General features: G+C 57.5%; 28 protein-coding genes. All 28 read left to right on the top strand.

The genetic code is table 11. From position 1 onward, the window contains the following. The first annotated feature begins 12 nt into the window (after window positions 1–12). The 28 genes from rplC to Q0915_RS07690 all read left to right on the top strand — a co-directional run bounded on the left by rplC (window position 13) and on the right by Q0915_RS07690 (window position 17693). The gene (gene rplC, locus Q0915_RS07555) at window positions 13–723 is read left to right on the top strand and encodes a 50S ribosomal protein L3 (protein ID WP_299481540.1); all 711 of its coding nucleotides are present in this window, start codon (window positions 13–15) and stop codon (window positions 721–723) included. Then, window positions 723–1343 carry a 50S ribosomal protein L4 gene (gene rplD, locus Q0915_RS07560; protein WP_299481543.1) on the top strand — a complete coding sequence of 207 codons (621 nt, stop codon included), beginning with the start codon at window positions 723–725 and terminating at the stop codon, window positions 1341–1343. Before rplC ends, rplD begins: the two co-directional genes overlap by 1 nt. Beyond that, complete coding sequence (locus Q0915_RS07565) at window positions 1340–1633, top strand: 50S ribosomal protein L23 (protein WP_152501370.1); 294 nt, start codon at window positions 1340–1342, stop codon at window positions 1631–1633. Before rplD ends, Q0915_RS07565 begins: the two co-directional genes overlap by 4 nt. 16 nt (window positions 1634–1649) lie before the next feature. Next, window positions 1650–2483 (top strand): 50S ribosomal protein L2, encoded by an 834-nt coding sequence (gene rplB, locus Q0915_RS07570; RefSeq protein WP_299481546.1) that lies wholly within the window; start codon window positions 1650–1652, stop codon window positions 2481–2483. 12 nt (window positions 2484–2495) lie between these two features. Beyond that, complete coding sequence (gene rpsS, locus Q0915_RS07575; RefSeq protein ID WP_022998243.1) at window positions 2496–2774, top strand: 30S ribosomal protein S19; 279 nt, start codon at window positions 2496–2498, stop codon at window positions 2772–2774. Window positions 2775–2776: 2 nt separating this feature from the next. Beyond that, on the top strand, window positions 2777–3157 hold the full coding sequence (gene rplV, locus Q0915_RS07580) for a 50S ribosomal protein L22 (protein ID WP_299481550.1): 381 nt from the start codon (window positions 2777–2779) through the stop codon (window positions 3155–3157). Beyond that, window positions 3157–3885 (top strand): 30S ribosomal protein S3, encoded by a 729-nt coding sequence (gene rpsC / locus Q0915_RS07585; RefSeq protein ID WP_299481553.1) that lies wholly within the window; start codon window positions 3157–3159, stop codon window positions 3883–3885. The genes rplV and rpsC overlap by 1 nt, the downstream gene beginning before the upstream one ends. Before the next feature lie 47 nt (window positions 3886–3932). Further along, entirely contained in the window at window positions 3933–4346 is a 414-nt protein-coding gene (rplP, locus tag Q0915_RS07590; protein ID WP_299481556.1) for a 50S ribosomal protein L16, read from the top strand. 20 nt (window positions 4347–4366) lie between these two features. Then, the gene (gene rpmC, locus Q0915_RS07595; protein WP_299481559.1) at window positions 4367–4567 is read left to right on the top strand and encodes a 50S ribosomal protein L29; all 201 of its coding nucleotides are present in this window, start codon (window positions 4367–4369) and stop codon (window positions 4565–4567) included. A 10-nt stretch (window positions 4568–4577) separates the two neighbouring features. Beyond that, on the top strand, window positions 4578–4808 hold the full coding sequence (gene rpsQ / locus Q0915_RS07600) for a 30S ribosomal protein S17 (protein ID WP_299481562.1): 231 nt from the start codon (window positions 4578–4580) through the stop codon (window positions 4806–4808). Window positions 4809–4877: 69 nt separating this feature from the next. Then, window positions 4878–5246 carry a 50S ribosomal protein L14 gene (gene rplN / locus Q0915_RS07605; RefSeq protein ID WP_008191626.1) on the top strand — a complete coding sequence of 123 codons (369 nt, stop codon included), beginning with the start codon at window positions 4878–4880 and terminating at the stop codon, window positions 5244–5246. Continuing rightward, on the top strand, window positions 5246–5563 hold the full coding sequence (gene rplX, locus Q0915_RS07610; RefSeq protein ID WP_299481565.1) for a 50S ribosomal protein L24: 318 nt from the start codon (window positions 5246–5248) through the stop codon (window positions 5561–5563). The genes rplN and rplX overlap by 1 nt, the downstream gene beginning before the upstream one ends. After that, the gene (gene rplE / locus Q0915_RS07615; protein WP_299481568.1) at window positions 5556–6113 is read left to right on the top strand and encodes a 50S ribosomal protein L5; all 558 of its coding nucleotides are present in this window, start codon (window positions 5556–5558) and stop codon (window positions 6111–6113) included. Before rplX ends, rplE begins: the two co-directional genes overlap by 8 nt. 21 nt (window positions 6114–6134) lie before the next feature. Then, window positions 6135–6440 carry a 30S ribosomal protein S14 gene (rpsN, locus tag Q0915_RS07620; protein ID WP_152501378.1) on the top strand — a complete coding sequence of 102 codons (306 nt, stop codon included), beginning with the start codon at window positions 6135–6137 and terminating at the stop codon, window positions 6438–6440. A gap of 12 nt (window positions 6441–6452) precedes the next feature. Continuing rightward, a complete protein-coding gene (gene rpsH / locus Q0915_RS07625; protein ID WP_297586241.1) occupies window positions 6453–6851 on the top strand; it encodes a 30S ribosomal protein S8 in 399 nt (132 codons plus the stop codon). A gap of 40 nt (window positions 6852–6891) precedes the next feature. Further along, the gene (gene rplF, locus Q0915_RS07630) at window positions 6892–7425 is read left to right on the top strand and encodes a 50S ribosomal protein L6 (protein WP_299481572.1); all 534 of its coding nucleotides are present in this window, start codon (window positions 6892–6894) and stop codon (window positions 7423–7425) included. 12 nt (window positions 7426–7437) lie between these two features. Beyond that, window positions 7438–7800: a 50S ribosomal protein L18 gene (gene rplR / locus Q0915_RS07635; RefSeq protein WP_299481575.1), complete on the top strand. Its 363-nt coding sequence runs from the start codon at window positions 7438–7440 to the stop codon at window positions 7798–7800. Window positions 7801–7841: 41 nt separating this feature from the next. Then, window positions 7842–8408 carry a 30S ribosomal protein S5 gene (gene rpsE / locus Q0915_RS07640; RefSeq protein WP_299481578.1) on the top strand — a complete coding sequence of 189 codons (567 nt, stop codon included), beginning with the start codon at window positions 7842–7844 and terminating at the stop codon, window positions 8406–8408. 41 nt (window positions 8409–8449) lie between these two features. Next, a complete protein-coding gene (rpmD, locus tag Q0915_RS07645; protein WP_299481581.1) occupies window positions 8450–8647 on the top strand; it encodes a 50S ribosomal protein L30 in 198 nt (65 codons plus the stop codon). A 22-nt stretch (window positions 8648–8669) separates the two neighbouring features. After that, a complete protein-coding gene (rplO, locus tag Q0915_RS07650) occupies window positions 8670–9137 on the top strand; it encodes a 50S ribosomal protein L15 (RefSeq protein ID WP_299481584.1) in 468 nt (155 codons plus the stop codon). A 49-nt stretch (window positions 9138–9186) separates the two neighbouring features. After that, window positions 9187–10515, top strand: coding sequence for a preprotein translocase subunit SecY (gene secY, locus Q0915_RS07655; RefSeq protein WP_299481587.1), 1329 nt, complete (start codon window positions 9187–9189; stop codon window positions 10513–10515). Further along, complete coding sequence (locus Q0915_RS07660; RefSeq protein WP_299481590.1) at window positions 10512–11108, top strand: adenylate kinase; 597 nt, start codon at window positions 10512–10514, stop codon at window positions 11106–11108. The genes secY and Q0915_RS07660 overlap by 4 nt, the downstream gene beginning before the upstream one ends. A 180-nt stretch (window positions 11109–11288) precedes the next feature. Next, window positions 11289–11657, top strand: coding sequence for a 30S ribosomal protein S13 (gene rpsM / locus Q0915_RS07665; protein WP_299481593.1), 369 nt, complete (start codon window positions 11289–11291; stop codon window positions 11655–11657). Between the two features lie 71 nt (window positions 11658–11728). Beyond that, window positions 11729–12118, top strand: coding sequence for a 30S ribosomal protein S11 (rpsK, locus tag Q0915_RS07670; protein WP_006936427.1), 390 nt, complete (start codon window positions 11729–11731; stop codon window positions 12116–12118). A 90-nt stretch (window positions 12119–12208) separates the two neighbouring features. Then, window positions 12209–13231: a DNA-directed RNA polymerase subunit alpha gene (locus Q0915_RS07675; RefSeq protein ID WP_299481597.1), complete on the top strand. Its 1023-nt coding sequence runs from the start codon at window positions 12209–12211 to the stop codon at window positions 13229–13231. An 83-nt stretch (window positions 13232–13314) separates the two neighbouring features. After that, complete coding sequence (gene rplQ, locus Q0915_RS07680; protein WP_299481600.1) at window positions 13315–13740, top strand: 50S ribosomal protein L17; 426 nt, start codon at window positions 13315–13317, stop codon at window positions 13738–13740. Between the two features lie 189 nt (window positions 13741–13929). After that, a complete protein-coding gene (locus Q0915_RS07685; RefSeq protein WP_299481603.1) occupies window positions 13930–16104 on the top strand; it encodes a methyl-accepting chemotaxis protein in 2175 nt (724 codons plus the stop codon). 131 nt (window positions 16105–16235) lie between these two features. Then, window positions 16236–17693, top strand: a complete 1458-nt coding sequence (locus tag Q0915_RS07690) for a DegQ family serine endoprotease (RefSeq protein ID WP_299481606.1) — start codon at window positions 16236–16238, stop codon at window positions 17691–17693. Window position 17694: the final 1 nt, after the last annotated feature.

Consider the following 17694-nt stretch of genomic DNA (forward strand, 5'->3'; position numbering starts at 1 on the left):
AGGGGACACATCATGCGTTCTGGAGTGATCGCTCAGAAAGTGGGCATGACCCGCATCTACAACGATGCAGGCGAGCATGTTCCAGTCACTGTTTTGCGGCTGGAAAATTGCCAGGTGGTTGCCCACCGGACTGACGAAAAAAATGGTTACACTGCGCTGCAGCTCGGCGCGGGTACCCGCAAAGTTAAGAATACGCCGAAGGCGCTGCGCGGTCACTTTGCTGTTGCAAAGGTTGAGCCGAAGCGGACTGTCGCCGAGTTCCGTGTAACTGCGGACAACATGATCGACGTTGGCGCGGAAATGACCGCCGATCACTACGTCGAAGGACAGTTCGTTGACGTGACCGGTAACTCTATCGGTAAGGGTTTTGCCGGTGCGATGAAGCGTCACAACTTCGGTGGTGGCCGCGCATCTCACGGTAACTCGATCTCGCACCGTTCACATGGTTCCACGGGTCAGTGTCAGGATCCGGGCCGCGTGTTCAAGGGCAAGAAAATGGCCGGTCATATGGGCGACGCCCGCGTGACCACGCAGAACCTGAAGGTTGTGCGCACTGATGTTGAGCGTGGCCTGATCATGGTCGAGGGCTCTGTTCCGGGCGCCAAGGGCGGCTGGATCCTGGTTCGCGACGCGATCAAAAAGGCGCTGCCGGAAAACGTTCCGGTTCCGGGTGCATTCAAGGCATCCGAAGCGGCTGAGGCTGCCGGGAAGGAGAGTGAGTGATGGAACTCCAGGTCAAGACCCTCGAAGGTGGGGCGGCCGGTTCGATCACGGTGTCTGACGAGATCTTTGGTCTCGAGCCGCGCACCGATTTGATCCACCGAGTGGTGCGCTGGCAGTTGGCCAAGCGCCAGGCGGGTACCCACAATACGCTGCAACGCGCGGATATTTCAGGTTCGACGAAGAAATTCGTCCGCCAGAAGGGTTCTGGCGGCGCACGTCACGGCAACAAGAAAGCCCCGCAGTTCCGCGGTGGTGGCAAGGCGTTCGGTCCGAGCGTTCGTGATCATAGCCATGATCTGCCGAAAAAGGTTCGTGTCCTCGGCCTGAAGCACGCTCTGTCTGCCAAGGCTAAGTCCGACAGCATAGTTGTTGTTGAAGACGCCAAGGCAGCGGAAGCGAAGACCAAGGCTCTCAAGGCACAACTCGGCAAACTTGGGTTGACCAGCGCCCTGGTAATCGACGGCGCAGACGTCGACAACAACTTCGCGCTGGCCTCGCGCAACATCCCGCATGTGGATGTGCTGCCGATCCAGGGCATCAATGTTTACGACATCCTGCGCGCCAACACTCTTGTGTTGACCAAAGCTGCGGTGTCCGCACTTGAGGAGCGCTTCAAATGAGCAAACTTCCTCACTACGACAAAATCGTCGGCCCGGTGATCACCGAAAAGTCGACGATGGCTTCTGAAGAGAACAAGGTTGTCTTCAAGGTTGCCAACGATGCAACGAAGCCGGAAATCAAGGCCGCGGTCGAAGCACTGTTCGGCGTCAAGGTCACGGCAGTGAACACCCTGGTCCGCAAGGGCAAGGTGAAACGCTTCCGTGGACGTCTTGGCCGCCAATCCGACTTCAAGAAGGCCGTCGTTACGCTGCAGGAAGGTCACGCAATCGACGTGACCACCGGGCTCTGAGACGGGGACTTAGAAAATGGCACTTAAGACATTCAATCCGACGTCCCCAGGTCGCCGTCAACTCGTTCAGGTTGATCGCTCCGGCCTTTACAAGGGCAAGCCGGTCAAGACACTGACCGAAGGCCTGTCCAAGAAGGGTGGCCGCAACAACACAGGCCGTCTGACGTCTCCGAACCGCGGTGGCGGTCACAAGCGGTCGTACCGTCTTGTCGACTTCAAGCGTCGCAAGTGGGACGTTCCGGCTACTGTCGAGCGTCTTGAATACGATCCGAACCGGACCGCATTCATCGCCTTGATCCGCTACGAAGACGGTGAACTCAGCTACATCCTGGCGCCGCAGCGCCTGGCTGTTGGCGACACTGTCGTCGCTGGTAACAACGTTGACGTGAAGCCGGGGAATGCGGCGCCGCTGGCAAGCATCCCGGTCGGAACGATTGTGCACAATATCGAGCTGAAGCCGGGCAAAGGCGCCCAGATCGCTCGCTCTGCCGGTGCATTTGTTCAGATCGTCGGCCGCGACCAGGGCTACACGACGCTTCGCCTGATGTCAGGCGAGCAGCGCCGTGTGCTTGGAACCTGCATGGCTTCCATTGGTGCTGTCTCCAATCCGGACCACGCCAACATCAATCTCGGCAAAGCAGGCCGTTCCCGCTGGCTTGGCATTCGTCCGCATACACGCGGTGTTGCCATGAACCCGATCGACCACCCGCATGGTGGTGGTGAAGGCCGGACCTCCGGCGGTCGTCATCCGGTTACTCCTTGGGGTAAACCGACCAAAGGTAAGCGCACGCGGCGCAACAAGCAGACCGATAAGTATATCGTCCGCAGCCGCCACGCGCGTAAGAAGTAAAGGACAAGGATCGTGGCACGTTCGATCTGGAAAGGTCCGTTTGTCGACGGGTATCTGCTGAAGAAGGCGGACAAGGTCCGTGAGTCCGGCCGGAACGAGGTCATCAAGACCTGGAGCCGCCGCTCAACGATCCTGCCGCAGTTCGTCGGTTTGACCTTCGGCGTCTATAACGGTCAAAAGCACGTTCCGGTGCTGGTGTCTGAAGAAATGATCGGTCACAAGTTCGGTGAGTTTTCGCCGAGCCGGACCTATTACGGACACGGCGCCGACAAGAAGGCGAAGAGGAAGTAACGATGGGCAAGCCGAAGCGTGAGCGGACGCTCGCTGACAATGAGGCGCGGGCAATGACCCGTATGATACGCGTTTCCCCGCGTAAGCTGAACCTCGTTGCGGCTTCAATCCGCGGCAAAAAAGTCGGTTCCGCTATCGCGGACCTGACATTCTCCCGCAAGCGTATTGCACAGGATGTCAAGAAAACGCTGATGTCCGCCGTTGCAAATGCGGAAAACAATCATGACCTGGACATCGACAACCTGGTGGTTGCCGAAGCCCATGTTGGCAAAGCTTTTGTCATCAAGCGGTTCCAGGCCCGTGCACGCGGCCGGGTCGGACGGATCGAGAAGCCTTTCTCGAACCTGACCATCGTCGTGCGCGAACTTGAGGAGACTGCCTGATGGGACATAAAGTAAACCCGATCGGCATGCGCCTCGGGATCAACCGCACCTGGGATTCCCGCTGGTACGCGAACAAGAACGAATACGGCGATCTTCTCCATGAAGATTTCCGCATCCGTGAATTCCTCCTGAAGGAATTGAAGCAGGCTGCTGTTTCCAAGGTTGTGATCGAGCGCCCGCACAAGAAATGCCGCGTGTCCATCCACTCCGGCCGTCCGGGTGTGGTCATCGGCAAGAAGGGTGCGGACATCGAGCGTCTTCGCAAGAAGATCGCCGATATCACGAATTCGGAAGTGCATCTCAACATTGTTGAAGTGCGCAAGCCGGAAATCGATGCGACCCTGGTCGCCGCGTCGATCGCACAGCAGCTGGAGCGCCGTGTTGCTTTCCGCCGTGCCATGAAACGGGCCGTTCAGTCCGCCATGCGTCTCGGCGCACAGGGCATCCGGATCAACTGCGGCGGCCGTCTCGGTGGTGCGGAAATCGCACGTATCGAATGGTACCGTGAAGGCCGCGTTCCGCTTCACACGCTTCGTGCCGACATCGACTACGGTGTTGCAAGCGCGCATACGGCTTATGGCGTGTGCGGTGTGAAGGTCTGGATCTTCAAGGGTGAAATTCTGGAACATGACCCGATGGCGTCCGAGCGTCGCGCAACGGCTGCTTCCGAAGGTAACCAGGGTGATCGCGGCGGACGCCGGGATCGGGGCCGCGAGCGCGCAGCTTAAGTCAAGCTGCCTGCCGCTCGTAAGACAAGAAAGACGAGAGAAGAACGATGCTGCAACCGAAGCGCACAAAGTTCCGCAAGCAGCACAAGGGCCGCATCCACGGCTTGTCGAAGGGGGGCACCGACCTCAACTTCGGCGCATTCGGTCTGAAGGCTTTGGAGCCGGAGCGTGTTACCGCACGTCAGATCGAAGCGGCCCGTCGTGCTATGACCCGTCACATGAAGCGTGCGGGTCGTGTATGGATCCGCATCTTCCCGGACGTTCCGGTTTCTTCGAAGCCTGCTGAAGTCCGCATGGGTAAGGGTAAGGGTTCTCCGGATTACTGGGCTTGCCGTGTCAAGCCGGGCCGGATCATGTTTGAAATCGATGGTGTGCCGGAAGACATTGCGCGTGAAGCCATGCGTCTTGCTGCCGCCAAGCTGCCGATCAAGTGTCGTTTCGTTCAGCGTATCGGCGACTAAGGCAGGCGAGGAGTTAAGCCATGAAGGCGACCGATGTACGGGCCAAGACCCCCGATGAGCTCCGCGGTGAGCTCGAAGGCCTGAAGAAAGAGCAGTTCAACCTGCGCTTCCAGAAAGCCACGGGTCAGCTTGAAAACACTGCGCGTGTCCGGCAGATCCGCCGTGATATCGCGCGTATCCAGACGATCATGCGCGAAAAGCGCGTGTCGGTAAACGCGTAAGGAGACGGCAATGCCAAAGCGAATCCTGCAGGGCACCGTTGTCAGCGACGCAAATGACAAGACGGTGACGGTAAACGTGGAGCGCCGCTTCACGCACCCGCTGCTGAAAAAGACTGTGCGCCGGACGAAGAAGTACCGCGCGCATGACGAGACCAATCAGTACAAGGTTGGCGACGCTGTTCAGATCGAAGAGTGCGCGCCAGTCTCGAAAAACAAACGTTGGACCGTGGTTACCCAGTAACCACGCTCCATTCAGTGAGCATCAGGCGCCCGTGACCCGAGCGCCAATAGAAGAACAAGGCAGCCAGTCATGATTCAGATGCAAACAAACCTCGACGTCGCCGACAATTCCGGTGCCCGTCGTGTCATGTGCATCAAAGTGCTCGGCGGCTCCAAGCGCAAATACGCCCAGGTCGGAGACATTATCGTCGTCTCCGTAAAAGAGGCTATTCCGCGGGGCCGCGTTAAGAAGGGCGACGTGATGAAGGCTGTCGTCGTGCGCACGGCTAAGGATATCCGCCGTCCCGATGGCAGCGTGATCCGGTTCGACCGCAATGCGGCCGTGCTGGTCAACAATAACAAGGAGCCGGTCGGCACCCGTATCTTTGGTCCGGTGCCGCGTGAACTCCGGGCAAAGAACCACATGAAGATTATTTCGCTCGCGCCGGAGGTGCTCTGATGGCTGCGAAAATCAAAAAAGGCGACACGGTTGTCGTATTGACGGGCCGTGACAAGGGCAAGTCTGGCGAAGTGATTCAGGTTCTGCCGACTGACAACAAAGCGCTGGTACGCGGGATCAACATGGTTCGCCGCCACCAGAAGCAGACCCAGACGCAGGAAGCTGGCATCGTGTCCAAAGAGGCACCTGTTCATCTGTCCAACGTCGCGCTGGCCGATCCGAAAGACGGCAAGCCGACACGCGTCGGTTTCAAGATACAGGACGATGGCACCAAAGTCCGCGTGGCCAAGCGTTCGGGAGACCTGATCGATGGCTGAGACAGCTTATGTGCCGCGTCTGAAGACGCATTATAATGAAGTCGTGCGCGACCAGCTGCTTGAGAAGTTCCAGTACAAGAACGTCATGCAGGTTCCGCAGGTCGAAAAAATCGTGCTGAACATCGGCGTCGGCGAAGCTGTGGGCGATTCCAAGAAGGCCCGCACCGCTGCTGAAGACCTTGCTGCGATTGCAGGCCAGAAGCCGGTGATCACCAAGGCGAAAAAATCCATCGCGACCTTCAAGGTCCGCGAAGGTATGCCGCTGGGTGTGAAAGTGACCCTGCGCCGCCAGCAGATGTACGAATTCATGGACCGTCTGATCACAATCGCGTTGCCGCGTGTTCGTGACTTCCGTGGCCTGAACCCGAAGAGCTTCGACGGTCGTGGCAATTACGCCATGGGTATCAAAGAGCACATCGTGTTCCCGGAAATCGAGTACGACAAGGTCGACCAGATCTGGGGCATGGACGTGATCGTTTGCACCACGGCGCCAACGGATGATGAGGCGCGCGAGCTTCTGCGCGCGTTCAACTTCCCGTTCACGAAGTAACGGGCAAGGAAGGGAACGACGATGGCGAAGAAAAGCGCAATCGAGAAAAACAAGCGCCGCGAGAAGCTTGTCAAGAAATACGCTGAGAAGCGCACCGCTCTCAAGGCGATGGCGAAAGACGAAAGCCTGTCGCTGGAAGAGCGCTACAACGCGCGTCTGAAGTTGGCGAAACTGCCGCGGAACTCCGCGCCGAACCGCGTTCGCAACCGTTGCGAAGTGTCCGGCCGTCCGCGCGGCTTCTACCGCAAACTGAAGATGTCACGTATCGCGCTTCGTGAACTGGGCTCCCTGGGCAAGATCCCGGGCCTGGTCAAGTCGAGCTGGTAAGGAGAAACTCCGATGGCAATTTCTGATCCGTTGGGGGATATGCTGACCCGGATTCGCAACGCCCAGATGCGTCGCAAAAACAAGGTCAGTTCACCAAATTCCAAATTGCGTGCACACGTACTTGATGTGCTTGCAAAAGAAGGCTACATCCGTGGCTACACCACGGTTGACTACGAGGGCGGTAAGTCCGAGTTGGAAATCGAACTGAAGTACTTCGATGGCGAGCCGGTTATCCGCACAATCGAGCGGGTTTCTAAGCCGGGACGCCGGGTGTACTCTTCGGTGAAAAACATCCCGCATGTCTCGAATGGCCTGGGCGTGTCGATCATCTCGACTCCGCGCGGTGTCATGAGCGACCATCAGGCGCGTGATGAAAATGTAGGTGGTGAGGTTCTCTGCCGCGTCTTCTGATGCGGCTTCCTCGCCTTTAAGCAACGACAAGGTTGGTCATATGTCTCGTATTGGCAAAAAGCCAGTCCCCGTGCCAAGCGGGGTAACGGCATCGATCGACGGTCAGACGGTTACGATCAAAGGCCCAAAAGGCGAAAAGTCTTTTGTGCTCAACGATCTCGTTCTGGCCGAAATGACGGATGACGGGATCAAAATCGATCCTCTCAACAGTTCTAAACCGGCCCGTTCCATGTGGGGAATGAGCCGGACGATGGTGTCGAATCTGATTACCGGTGTTACCGATGGTTTCAAGAAAGACCTCGCGATCACTGGTGTCGGTTATCGCGCCCAGGTTCAGGGTCAAAACCTTCAACTGGCGCTCGGTTTCTCGCACGACGTTGTCTATCCGATACCGGATGGCATCGACATCAAGTGCCCGAAACCCACGGAAATCAGCATCACCGGTACCGACAAACAACGTGTCGGCCAGGTAGCGGCTGAAATCCGCGAATTCCGCCCGCCGGAGCCCTACAAAGGCAAAGGCGTACGTTATGCAGGCGAGTTCATCGTCCGCAAAGAAGGCAAGAAGAAGTAACGGACCTGGATCATGGCGAACAGCAAACAAGCTTTCGAGCGCCGCCGCGATCGCGTGCGTCGTTCGATCAGGAAGGCCGCCGGCGAGCGTCCGCGTCTTTCCATCTTCCGCTCGTCTAAGCAGATCTACGCCCAGATCATTGACGATGCGAAGGGGCATACGATTGCCTCTGCTTCTACGATCGAAAATGATCTCAAGGGCAGCCTGAAAACGGGCGCCGACGTTGCAGCCGCAGCTGCCGTTGGCAAGCTTGTCGCAGAGCGCGCAGTAGCCGCGGGCGTCAAGCAGGTCGTGTTCGACCGTGGCGGGTACATGTATCACGGGCGCGTCAAAGCGCTTGCCGATGCAGCTCGTGAAGGTGGACTTGAATTCTGACCAGCGCCCGTTGGCGCTCTTAAGAACGGAAGACGTATAATATGGCGAGACATGAAAATCGCGATCGCGACGAGCGAGACAGCGAATTCGTCGACAAGCTCGTTCACATCAACCGCGTTGCAAAAGTGGTCAAGGGTGGCCGCCGTTTCGGATTTGCAGCACTTGTTGTGGTTGGTGACCAGAAGGGCCGCGTCGGCTTCGGTCATGGCAAGGCGCGTGAAGTGCCGGAAGCCATCCGGAAAGCAACAGAAGCCGCAAAGCGCACGATGATCCGCGTGCCGTTGCGCGAAGGCCGCACGCTTCACCACGATGTGGAGGGCCGTCACGGTGCAGGTAAGGTTTTGCTGCGTGCAGCACCGGCCGGTACCGGTATCATTGCAGGCGGTCCGATGCGCGCTGTGTTCGAAACGCTCGGCGTTCAGGACGTTGTTGCCAAGTCGCTGGGGACCTCGAACCCTTACAACATGGTTCGCGCAACGTTTGCTGCCTTGAAAAAGGAAGACAGCCCGCGTTCCGTCGCTGCCCGCCGTGGCCTGAAGGTCTCAGTGCTGCAGTCTCGGCGTCGTGACAACAACGAAGAGGCGGCTCCGGCTGCCGCTGAGGCTTGACCTTAGCGGCTCCGGACCCCAGCTGTGAGAGGGTAGGTTCCATGGCGAACACCGAAAAGACTGTTACGGTCGAGCAGATCGGCAGCCCGCTGCGCCGTCCTAAGGACCAGCGCGCGACGCTTGTCGGTCTCGGCCTGAATAAGATGCACCGCCGTTCCACGCTGAAGGATACTCCTGAAGTCCGCGGAATGATCAACAAGGTTCAGCATCTCGTTCGCGTTGTCGACGACAACGCATAAGATCGGGGTGAGGAGAAAAACAATGAAGCTCAACGAACTTCGTGACAACGAAGGAGCCGTCAAGGAGCGCATGCGCGTTGGCCGCGGGATCGGGTCCGGCAAGGGCAAGACCGGCGGGCGCGGCGTAAAGGGGCAAAAGTCCCGTTCCGGCGTTGCGATCAAAGGCTTTGAGGGCGGCCAGATGCCGCTGCATCGCCGTTTGCCGAAGCGCGGCTTTACGAACATTTTTGCCAAGGACTTCAATACCGTGTCTGTTGGCCGTGTTCAAAAGGCGATTGACGCAGGCAAGCTGAACGCTTCCGAGACTGTCACCGTCGAAGCGCTCAAGGCTGCTGGCGTTGTCAAAAGGGTCCGCGACGGTGTTCGCATTGTTGCCAACGGTGAACTCACCGTTGCAGTGACCTTTGAAGTTGCCGGTGCCTCCAAGGGCGCTGTCGCAGCAATCGAAAAAGCGGGCGGCAAGGTTGCCGTTCTGGGAGCTCAGGCTTAACGGCCTGGGCTTTTCCCGTTTGTGGGCAAGCATACGACCGGAGTAGGGCATGGCATCGGCCGCCGAGCAACTGGCTTCAAATCTAAATTTCTCAGCATTTGCCAAAGCTGAAGAACTCAAAAAGCGCATCTGGTTCACGCTGGGAGCGCTTTTGGTTTATCGACTGGGCACTTATATTCCAATGCCCGGCATTGATCCGATCGCTTTTGCGCAGATCTTCAGCCAGGCTCAAACCGGCATCATCGGCATGGTCAACATGTTCACCGGTGGTGCGATCGAGCGTATGGCGATCTTTGCGCTCGGCATCATGCCTTACATTTCCGCCTCCATTATCATGCAGCTGATGACGACGGTCGTGCCGTCACTTGAGCAGCTGAAGAAGGAAGGCGAACAGGGCCGAAAGGTCATCAACCAGTACACCCGCTACGGAACGGTCGTTCTGGCTGCTTTCCAGGCTTACGGTATCTCGGTCGGCCTTGAAGCTCAGAACGTGGTTACGGATCCGGGCTGGTTCTTCCGTGCTTCCACGGTGATCACGCTTGTCGGCGGCACGATGTTCCTGATGTGGCTGGGTGAACAGATCACCTCCCGCGGCATCGGTAACGGTATCTCGCTGATCATCTTTGCCGGTATTGTCGCCGGATTGCCGTCCGCGGTCGTTCAGACACTTGAGCTTGGAAGACAGGGTTCTCTTGCCACCTGGATCATCCTGGCGGTAATTATTCTGGCCGTTGCCGTCATCGGCTTCATCGTGTTCATGGAGCGTGCGCAGCGCCGTCTTCTGATTCAGTATCCGAAGCGCCAGATGGGCAATCGGATGTTTGAGGGCAATACCTCATTCCTGCCGCTGAAGCTCAATACGGCCGGTGTTATTCCGCCGATCTTTGCATCCTCTCTGCTGCTTGTTCCGGCAACGTTTGCCGGCTTCAACCAGGGCGGCGGCAACGAGTGGCTAACCTACATCACTGCGGCGCTTGGTCACGGACAGCCCTTGTTCATGATCTTCTATGCCGCCATGATCATCTTCTTCTGTTTCTTCTACACGGCGATCGTCTTCAATCCGAGCGATACGGCCGACAACCTCAAGAAACACGGCGGTTTCATCCCGGGTATTCGTCCCGGGGAACGGACCGCGCAATACATCGACTTCGTCCTTACGCGTATCACTGTCGTGGGTGCGATATATATCACCATCGTTTGTCTATTACCCGAATTCCTCATTTCGGCGACTGGCGTTCCGTTTTATTTCGGAGGAACCTCTTTGCTGATTGTCGTGAGCGTGACAATGGATACAGTATCCCAGATCCAGGGCCACTTGCTTGCGCATCAGTATGAAGGTCTAGTGAAAAAAGCGAAACTCAGGGGGAAACGTCGATGAGGTTGATTCTGGTTGGACCGCCAGGGGCGGGTAAGGGGACGCAGGCTACACGTCTCGTCGAGAAATACAGCATCCCGCAGCTGTCCACCGGAGATATGCTTCGCGCCGCTGTTGCAGCGCAGACACCGGTCGGCGTGAAGGCCAAGGAAGTAATGGATGCCGGCGGGCTTGTGTCCGACGAGATCGTTGTCGGGATCATTCGCGACCGCATCGGTGAAGACGACGCCAAGAACGGATTTATTCTGGACGGCTTTCCGCGCACTCTTGCGCAGGCCGAGGCGCTTGATCAAATGCTGCAAGACAGCGGCTTGAAGCTGAATGCCGTTTTGGAGCTTCGTGTTGACCAGACGAAACTCGTCGACCGGATCATAAAACGTGCCGAGGATGCAAAGGCCGCAGGGGAGCCGGTTCGCAAGGATGACGACCCTGAAGTCTTCAAGCAGAGGCTCGAAGCCTACAATCGGGACACTGCGATTGTAGTGCCATATTACGAGAAGACAGGGCTTCTTTCCGTTGTGGATGGCATGCAGTCAATCGACGAAGTGACCGCTTCTGTTGAATCCATTCTGCAAGGTCTTGACGAGAAGGTTTAAGGGCGGTAAAGAGCGCGCTCTACCAAACAGTTTAGCCGGTTTCACTTTAGTGAGATCGGCCTTCTCTGTGCCGGGGCCACCCCGGCATTTTCGTACCCCGCAAGGGCCGGACTCCACCGGACGCGGGCTTTACCCACTGCGGCTATCCTTCATGGTTGCCGCGCTAACATGGAGATCAACGTGGCACGTATTGCTGGCGTTAACATTCCAACGAACAAGCGCGTCGTCATCGCGCTTCAGTACATTCACGGTATCGGTGCGAAGTTCGCTCAGGAAATCGTAGCGAAGAACAATATCGATTCCTCACGCCGTGTGAATGAACTCTCAGACGCTGAAGTTCTGTCCATCCGCGAGACCATCGACCGTGACTACATGGTTGAAGGCGATCTGCGCCGTGACACTGCGATGAACATCAAGCGCCTTATGGACCTTGGCTGCTACCGCGGCCTGCGTCACCGTCGCGGCCTTCCGGTTCGCGGTCAGCGGACGCACACGAATGCACGCACCCGCAAGGGTCCGGCAAAACCGATCGCAGGTAAGAAGAAATAATCAACACGCAGCGATCGGTGGTGGAGCTGCCGGAATTACGGCAGTGACGAGATCGAAACAAGGATTACAGAATGGCTAAAGACACGACGCGCGTGCGTCGCCGCGAGCGCAAGAACATCTCTTCTGGCGTTGCGCATGTGAACTCTACGTTCAACAACACAATGATCACGATTACAGATGCGCAGGGAAATGCGATTTCCTGGTCGTCTGCCGGTGCGCTTGGTTTCAAGGGCTCTCGTAAGTCCACGCCTTATGCTGCACAGGTTGCTGCTGAGGACGCTGCCAAAAAGGCGGCAGAGCACGGCATGCGCACGCTGGAAGTCGAAGTCCGTGGTCCGGGTTCAGGCCGTGAGTCCGCATTGCGTGCTCTGCAGGCTGCCGGTTTCCTTATCACGTCCATCCGTGACGTGACGCCGATACCGCACAATGGCTGCCGTCCGCGCAAGCGCCGCCGCGTCTAAGGCTTTGAGGCTTTAGGTACCTGTTTCTCCAAATGGCAAAGAATGGCCCGGTCATGAAGAACCGGGCGGGATAGCCGAAGGGACGAAAACGTGACCATTCAGAAAAACTGGCAAGAACTGATCAAGCCTACGAAGCTCGAGATTAAACCGGGTCACGATCCGCGTTTTCTGGCAACGGTGGTTGCCGAGCCTCTTGAGCGCGGTTATGGCCTCACATTGGGCAATGCACTGCGCCGTATCCTGCTGTCCTCTCTGCAGGGTGCAGCCGTTACGGCCGTTCAGATCGATGGTGTTCTGCACGAGTTCTCGTCAATTCCGGGCGTCCGCGAAGACGTTACCGACATTGTCCTGAACATCAAGGAAATTGCCATCCGCATGGAAGGCGAGGGTCCCAAGCGCATGGTCGTGCGCAAGCAGGGGCCGGGCGTTGTGACTGCCGGCGACATCCAGACCGTCGGTGATGTAGAAGTTCTCAACCCTGAACTTGTTCTGTGTACGCTCGATGAAGGCGCTGAAATCCGCATGGAATTCACCGTCAATACGGGCAAGGGCTATCATTCTTCGGACCGTAACCGTCCGGAAGATGCTCCGATCGGCCTGATCCCGGTCGACAGCCTTTACTCTCCGGTCAAGAAGGTCTCCTACAAGGTGGAAAACACCCGTGAAGGCCAGGTTCTTGACTATGACAAGCTGACCCTGACTGTCGAAACCGATGGTTCCGTCAAGCCAGATGATGCCGTGGCATTCGCCGCACGCATTCTGCAGGATCAGCTTTCCATTTTCGTCAATTTCGAAGAGCCGCAGCGCGAAGTCGCCGAGGACACCGTTCCGGAACTCGCGTTTAATCCTGCTCTGCTCAAGAAAGTCGACGAGCTGGAACTGTCTGTCCGGTCTGCAAACTGTCTGAAGAACGACAATATCGTGTATATTGGCGATCTCATTCAAAAGACCGAAGCGGAAATGCTGCGGACACCGAATTTCGGCCGCAAATCGCTCAACGAGATCAAGGAAGTTCTTGCTCAGATGGGTCTCCATCTTGGCATGGAAGTCGCCAACTGGCCGCCAGAGAACATCGACGATCTCGCCAAGCGCTACGAAGATCATCAGTATTAAGGGGCGTACGCGTCCCTAAGGGTTCAACCGGGCAAGTGCTTGAAGGAAAAGAGCGGACTGCCTGACAGAAAAAGGAGAGGGCCATGCGCCACGGTAAATCCGGCCGCAAGCTCAACCGGACCTCTAGCCACCGCAAGGCTATGTTTGCAAACATGGCAGCTTCGCTGATCAAGCACGAGCAGATCGTGACGACGTTGCCGAAGGCCAAGGAAATGAAACCGATCATCGACAAGCTCATCACATTGGGCAAGCGCGGCGATCTTCACGCACGCCGCCAGGCTATTTCGCAGATTCGCGACACTGCGATGGTTGCCAAGCTCTTCGACACGCTCGGAGAACGCTACAAGGACCGGAACGGTGGTTATTCACGTGTTCTGAAAGCCGGCTTCCGCTATGGCGACAACGCTCCGATGGCTGTTATCGAGCTCGTCGATCGTGACCCCGATGCACGGGGAGCAGATGACCGGGCGCGTGCAGAGGCAGAAGAAGCTACAGAAAACGCAGCGTAAAATTCTGTTCAGTCCAAGCATTCTTAAAGGCGGGCATTAGTCCGCCTTTTTGCATTTCAGGTGTTTTGCTTGTTTTTACGAAGCACTCTATTCCGAATAATGAAACTTTGATTATCGATGAATTAAGGAACAACTCCTAGATTCGGCACAGCACCCTTATGTGTTCAAGGTTGGGTTGGGAGAAAAATTGTGTTCACCAAATCGTCTTCTCACGGGAAGAAGTCGTCTTCTGTTCGTCTTTCCTTTGTGATCCCCACGCTGATGATCGTGATAACTGTCGCCGCCTGCGCCGCGGTCGGGGTTATCGGATACGTCACCGGTAAGGATGGATTGCAAAAGGCTGCTGAAGCTGAACTCGCCATGGTCATCAAGGCCCGTTCGGCGCTGCTTGAGAGCAAGCTGAAATCGGCTGAAGGGGAGGTTGTCACGCTGGCCTCCAGTGTGGGAGATGCCCTGAACACCCTCGGTCAGGCATCCATGAACCTGGAAAAGGAGCGTGAGGAGATTGTCGGTCTCTTTCAGGCACCCGCTACGCCTGAAGAGCGCGCTGCCCTGATCGGTGCCGAGCAGAAGACAATGTATGCGTGGCGCCACTCCGAGGCACACCCGGCAATCTACAATGTCTGGAAGAACGGCGGCTACGCCGACATCTATCTGATCGATCCAGCCGGTGTCGTTCTTTATTCCGTCACCAAGGGCGATGAGTTTCTGCTGAAGTTGGGTGATGGCGGTGCTGTTGATGGGACCGGCCTTGAGCAGGTGTTCAAATCCGCAATCGAATTGCAGGAAGGGGAAGTCGCTGTCACGTCCTTCGCGCAATATCAGCCAGCCGACGGAGAAGGGTCCCTGTTTCTTGCGTCACCGGTTTACCTCAATACCTTTGGCGCGGTCAGTCTCAATGGTGTTGCGATCTTGCGGCTTGATACTTCTTTCCTGAACAACATTGTTGCCGATCGGGAGGACCTGGGCGAAACCGGTCAGGTCTACGTTGTCGGTCAGGACGGGACGATCCTGAGCGACATGCCGCTGGCAAGTGAACCGACCTCACTCAAAACCGCTTCGACAGCAGCGCCTGTTCTGGCTGCGACGGGAGGTATTGATTCTGCCGAGATCGTTACGGGCGAGGACGGTGTTGCAGACCTTGTCGTTGCGCGTGCGTTGGCCTTCCAGGACCAGACCTGGGCGATAGCGGCTGAAAAGAGCGTGGATGAAACGCTCGCGGCCGTCACCAACATGAAAAACCAGATGTTCATCTGGTCGCTGGCAACCATTGCGATTGCAGCGGTTATTGCGCTGTTCTTTTCCCGTTCGATTACAGGGCCCTTGTCGAACCTGGTTGGTGCGCTGAACGCCATCGCATCCGGTGATCTTGGCGCGGAGATCAAGGCGGCAAGCCGGAAGGACGAAATTGGGGATATCGGCCGTGCCGTTCTGCAGATCCGCCAAAACGCGGCGGACGAGAACGAACGGCGGGCCGCCGAAGAGGCCGATGCCGCCAGGTCGCAGGCCGAGCAAAGACAAGAGATGCTCGCAAACCTCGCAGGCGAGTTCGAGTCGACTGTCGGTACCGTTGTCGACAAGGTCGCGCGTTCTGCGGCATCGCTGCGGCAATCTGCTGACAAGATGCGCGATATGACGGATACGGCGGGCGAAACCTCGGCCAATGCCGCGACAATGTCTGAAGAAGCTCTGAGTGAGGTTGAGTCGATTGCTGCTGCATCGGATCAGCTCTCCGGTTCCATTCAGGAAATTTCCAGCCTGATCGAAAGATCGTCCAACGTCGCTGCCGCGGCGACCAAACGGGCGGAGACGACGAATGATACCGTCAAGTCGCTCGCGGAAGCTGCCAACCGGATCGGCGAAGTTGTCACCTTGATCAGCGATATCGCGGACCAGACCAATCTACTGGCCCTGAATGCCACGATCGAGGCGGCACGTGCCGGCGAGGCGGGCAAAGGCTTTGCGGTCGTGGCTTCGGAGGTCAAGGACCTTGCGTCGCAAACCGGTAAGGCGACGGGTGAGATCCAGCAGCAGATCGATGCCATCCGGAACGCGACCGATGCCGCCGTGGGCGCGATCGGTGACATTCAGAAGACCATCGACGACATTACGCAGTCGGTGAGCGAAGTTGCGGCTGCCGTGACCGAGCAGAGTTATGCGACCCAGGGCATCGCGGAAAACACGCAAAGGGCCGCAGGCGGGACTTCCAAAGTGACGGAAGACATCCGCAACGTCTCCACATTGTCGAACGACACCAATGTCGCCGCTCAAAGCTTTTCCCAGGAAGCGGCGGACATGGCGTCGGATGCGGAGCAACTGGACCAGGAAGTCCGCAGTTTCCTCGATCAAGTCCGCTCCGCCTGACGGCATTTTGAACGATAAATTGAAGAGCCGCCGGTATTCCGGCGGCTCTTTTGTTTTTGTGTTTGCCTCTCTGACACCCTATCTGCCATGTATCGCCGTTACGGAATAAGATTCGAGAGAGGGGCCCGGCAATGCGCCTTACCAATTCAAACAGATTTCGCCCTTTGTGCCGCATCCTGCTTGCCGCTCTGACCGGGCTCCTGGCAACGTCGGCCTTCGCCCAATCGGTTGAGCCGTCGCCCGCGGATCTGCGACTGGTTCCGCAGAATGAAGCGCAAATAAAGCTGTCCTTTGCCCCGGTGGTGAAACAAGTCGCGCCTGCAGTGGTGAATGTCTACGCAAGCCGGAAAGTCGTCCGCCGGCAACGCGTGTCACCGTTTATGGAGGATCCCTTCTTTCGCAGATTTTTTGGGCAACCAGGTGGCCGCCCAAGCCAGCCGCGCGAACGCGTGGAATCCTCTCTCGGCTCAGGCGTGATCATTACCTCAGACGGCACCGTCATTACCAACCACCACGTCATCAAGGGCGCTGACGAGGTCAGAGTGGCGCTCAGCGACCGCAGAGAATTCGACGCCGACATCGTGCTCATGGATGAACGTACCGATCTGGCCGTGCTGAAGATCCGCGAAGAAGGACCATTTGAGCACGTGAGTTTTGCCGACTCCGACAGTCTCGAAGTCGGCGATATCGTGCTTGCGATCGGCAACCCGTTCGGCGTCGGGCAAACGGTCACGCAAGGGATCGTGTCGGCACTTGCCAGAACGCAGGTCGGCGTCACTGATTTCCAGTTCTTCATCCAGACTGACGCCGCAATCAATCCGGGCAATTCCGGCGGAGCTCTCGTCGATATGACCGGCAATCTGGTCGGCATCAACACGGCAATTTTTTCACGCTCAGGTGGATCAAACGGCATTGGCTTTGCGATACCGGCCCATATGGCGCGATTTGTGGCACAGGCAGCCGATCAGGGTGGCAAGGTTCGCCGCCCCTGGTTGGGTGCAACGGTGCAGATGGTCAACGCCGAAATTGCCGAAGCTCTGTCTCTGGACCGGCCGCAGGGTGTCCTGGTGACCGCGGTGTTCGACGGCTCGCCTGCGCACAAAGCAGGGCTGGAGGTCAGCGATCTTGTCATTGCGATCGAAGGCAAGGAAGTCGTCGATCCCAATTCCTTCGGATACCGCTTTGCCACGAAAATGATCGGTGAAACATCCGAGTTTCGGATTGTAAGGGAAGGCCAGGAGGTCTCGCTTTCGGTTCCTTTGGTGCCCGCACCGGAGACCGTCCCCCGCGACACGCGCCAATTGCGCGAGTATTCGCCTTTTGAAGGAACGACGGTCATGAACCTGTCGCCGGCAGTTGCGGAGGAAATCGGCCTGGAAGGTGTGTTTGAGGGCGTCGTGATTGCGGCGGTAAGCCGTGGTGGTGCTGCAAACCAGGTGGGTATGCGCCCGGGCGACATCATTCGCGTGGTCAACAGCAAGAAGGTGGAATCGACACGGATGCTAGAGGCAATCACAAAGACACCACCTCGGGTCTGGCGGCTCGAGATCGAACGGGACGGCAAGCTTTCGAAGCTCGAGGTGAGATAAA

Origin of the sequence: uncultured Roseibium sp., from assembly GCF_947494555.1 — a bacterium.
GTDB lineage: Bacteria > Pseudomonadota > Alphaproteobacteria > Rhizobiales > Stappiaceae > Roseibium.

Bases quoted from the DNA above. Each gene is read 5' to 3' on its own strand.
- rpsE (WP_299481578.1), top strand. From the start codon at position 7,842: ATGGCGAGACATGAAAATCGCGATCGCGACGAGCGAGACAGCGAATTC.
- rpsN (WP_152501378.1), top strand. From the start codon at position 6,135: ATGGCGAAGAAAAGCGCAATCGAGAAAAACAAGCGCCGCGAGAAGCTT.
- rplD (WP_299481543.1), top strand. From the start codon at position 723: ATGGAACTCCAGGTCAAGACCCTCGAAGGTGGGGCGGCCGGTTCGATC.
- rplB (WP_299481546.1), top strand. From the start codon at position 1,650: ATGGCACTTAAGACATTCAATCCGACGTCCCCAGGTCGCCGTCAACTC.
- rpsH (WP_297586241.1), top strand. From the start codon at position 6,453: ATGGCAATTTCTGATCCGTTGGGGGATATGCTGACCCGGATTCGCAAC.
- rplR (WP_299481575.1), top strand. From the start codon at position 7,438: ATGGCGAACAGCAAACAAGCTTTCGAGCGCCGCCGCGATCGCGTGCGT.
- Q0915_RS07565 (WP_152501370.1), top strand. From the start codon at position 1,340: ATGAGCAAACTTCCTCACTACGACAAAATCGTCGGCCCGGTGATCACC.
- rplP (WP_299481556.1), top strand. From the start codon at position 3,933: ATGCTGCAACCGAAGCGCACAAAGTTCCGCAAGCAGCACAAGGGCCGC.
- rpsK (WP_006936427.1), top strand. From the start codon at position 11,729: ATGGCTAAAGACACGACGCGCGTGCGTCGCCGCGAGCGCAAGAACATC.
- rplC (WP_299481540.1), top strand. From the start codon at position 13: ATGCGTTCTGGAGTGATCGCTCAGAAAGTGGGCATGACCCGCATCTAC.
- rpmC (WP_299481559.1), top strand. From the start codon at position 4,367: ATGAAGGCGACCGATGTACGGGCCAAGACCCCCGATGAGCTCCGCGGT.
- rplO (WP_299481584.1), top strand. From the start codon at position 8,670: ATGAAGCTCAACGAACTTCGTGACAACGAAGGAGCCGTCAAGGAGCGC.
- rpsQ (WP_299481562.1), top strand. From the start codon at position 4,578: ATGCCAAAGCGAATCCTGCAGGGCACCGTTGTCAGCGACGCAAATGAC.
- secY (WP_299481587.1), top strand. From the start codon at position 9,187: ATGGCATCGGCCGCCGAGCAACTGGCTTCAAATCTAAATTTCTCAGCA.
- rplN (WP_008191626.1), top strand. From the start codon at position 4,878: ATGATTCAGATGCAAACAAACCTCGACGTCGCCGACAATTCCGGTGCC.
- rpsC (WP_299481553.1), top strand. From the start codon at position 3,157: ATGGGACATAAAGTAAACCCGATCGGCATGCGCCTCGGGATCAACCGC.
- Q0915_RS07660 (WP_299481590.1), top strand. From the start codon at position 10,512: ATGAGGTTGATTCTGGTTGGACCGCCAGGGGCGGGTAAGGGGACGCAG.
- Q0915_RS07690 (WP_299481606.1), top strand. From the start codon at position 16,236: ATGCGCCTTACCAATTCAAACAGATTTCGCCCTTTGTGCCGCATCCTG.
- rplX (WP_299481565.1), top strand. From the start codon at position 5,246: ATGGCTGCGAAAATCAAAAAAGGCGACACGGTTGTCGTATTGACGGGC.
- rplF (WP_299481572.1), top strand. From the start codon at position 6,892: ATGTCTCGTATTGGCAAAAAGCCAGTCCCCGTGCCAAGCGGGGTAACG.
- rplE (WP_299481568.1), top strand. From the start codon at position 5,556: ATGGCTGAGACAGCTTATGTGCCGCGTCTGAAGACGCATTATAATGAA.
- rplQ (WP_299481600.1), top strand. From the start codon at position 13,315: ATGCGCCACGGTAAATCCGGCCGCAAGCTCAACCGGACCTCTAGCCAC.
- rpmD (WP_299481581.1), top strand. From the start codon at position 8,450: ATGGCGAACACCGAAAAGACTGTTACGGTCGAGCAGATCGGCAGCCCG.
- rplV (WP_299481550.1), top strand. From the start codon at position 2,777: ATGGGCAAGCCGAAGCGTGAGCGGACGCTCGCTGACAATGAGGCGCGG.